This window comes from Terrabacter sp. P5_B1 (assembly GCF_056400505.1).
Genome location: NZ_JBFULD010000577.1, coordinates 1 through 1129, shown reverse-complemented (window position 1 = coordinate 1129; position 1129 = coordinate 1). Strand labels below are relative to the sequence as shown.

Here is a 1129-nt window from a genome sequence, read left to right as displayed (position 1 = left end):
CACCGACGTCGCGACCACGGGTATGCCGCACGCCTGGGCCTCGACGATGGCGCACGGAAGGCCCTCGTACCGGCTCGACATCGCGAAGACGTCGAAGGCGGGCAGCAGCTGCGGCACGTCCTCGCGGTTGCCCAGCAGCCGCACCCGGTGCTCGATCCCCGCGCTGCGTGCGCGACGGGCCGTCTCCTCGAGAAGGGGCCCGCCACCGACCCAGACGAGCACCGCTGGTGTCGTCATGCGGGTCAGCGCCTCGAGCATGACCTCCGGGGCCTTCTGGAAGTCCATCCGCCCCACGGTGCCGACGACCGTCGCGTCCTCGGGCAGCCCGAGCAGCGTGCGGGCCCGGGCCCGCGAGACCGGCGACACGGTGACCGAGGCGGGTTCGACGGCAGGTCCGATGGTGACGAGCTGGTCGGGGCGGACCACCCGTCTCCGGAGGGCCTCGACCGCGACGCCGGTGCCGACGGCGAGGTAGGTGTCGGTGATGCGGGCCAGCGCCCGCTCTGTGCGGATGTATGCCTGCCGCACGRCGGCGGGCTGGAAGTCGTGCCAGGGGAATCCGTGCAGGGTGTGAACGATGCGCGGCACCCCGGCCCTCGAGGCTGCGACGCGACCCAGCACGCCGGCCTTGGCACTGTGGGTGTGCACGACGTCGAAGCTCTCGGACCTGAGCAACCTGTCGAGCGACTTGAGGGCACGGGCGTCCAGGGCCGGGCTGATCGGGGAGACGAGCTCCGGTACGACGACGACGTCCACGCCGTGGGCTCGGGCCGCGTCGAGCAGGACGTCGCCCGAACCGACGACGAGGGTGCTGCTGTAGAGGTCTCGGGGCAGGCTCACCGCTCCGCGCACGGCGACGCCGCCGGCGCCCGCCACGCAGCGGGTGATGATGTGGGCCACTCGCTGACTCATCCCTGAACTCCTGTCATCCGCGTGCTCACGGCCTGGCCGTGGACGTCGGCCTCGCTGGCGACCTCCGTGGTGGTGCTCGACACAGCAACGGTGCGGTCGGACAGGTCGACGATCTCGGCGAGGGGGGTCCCCGGACGCGCGGGGAGCATGACCTCGAGGCAGGGAMTGGACTGGGCGAGCCGCTCCGCCTCGCCCACGATCGCCGGATGAGGCGGCC

2 protein-coding genes are annotated in these 1129 nt (G+C 72.5%); both read right to left on the bottom strand.

The window, feature by feature from the left end; genetic code table 11:
- On the bottom strand, positions 1-912 hold a 912-nt coding region (locus AC1DP0_RS22140; protein ID WP_478088782.1), incomplete at its 3' end, for a glycosyltransferase.
- The coding region (locus AC1DP0_RS22135) for a hypothetical protein (protein ID WP_478088780.1) at positions 909-1129 on the bottom strand (221 nt) is incomplete at its 5' end. The genes AC1DP0_RS22140 and AC1DP0_RS22135, both read right to left, overlap by 4 nt.